The following is a 285-nucleotide window of genomic DNA, read 5'->3' as shown; positions in this document are numbered from 1 at the left end:
GATGCTTCACCAGCATCCCCAGGATCTCGAGCGCGTCCCCAAGCGGAAGAGAAGTCGATTCGCTCTCATTCGACACCACCTGCCGAGCGTTGTCGGATTCCTCCGATGGTGGACCCTCGTCTTGTGTACGGTCTTGGGCGACGTAGTTTCGCGCCGTGTTGGACCACAGGTACCCATGCGCTTGCATGTACTGCGCCATCTCGAACGCGCTCGCAAACCCAAGTGCCTCGGCGATCCGCTTGGGATCGCCGTAGGGCTCCGCCTGGAACGCCTCGATCACTCGGG

Annotated in this window: 1 pseudogene; it reads right to left on the bottom strand. The window is 61.8% G+C overall.

From position 1 onward, the window contains the following. Positions 1 to 285, bottom strand: a pseudogene (locus AC27E8_RS00090) (hypothetical protein); the annotation flags it as partial.

The sequence above is a fragment of the Alicyclobacillus sp. CIJ1 genome, assembly GCF_057538885.1.
This window is presented reverse-complemented; position numbering and strand designations above follow the sequence as displayed.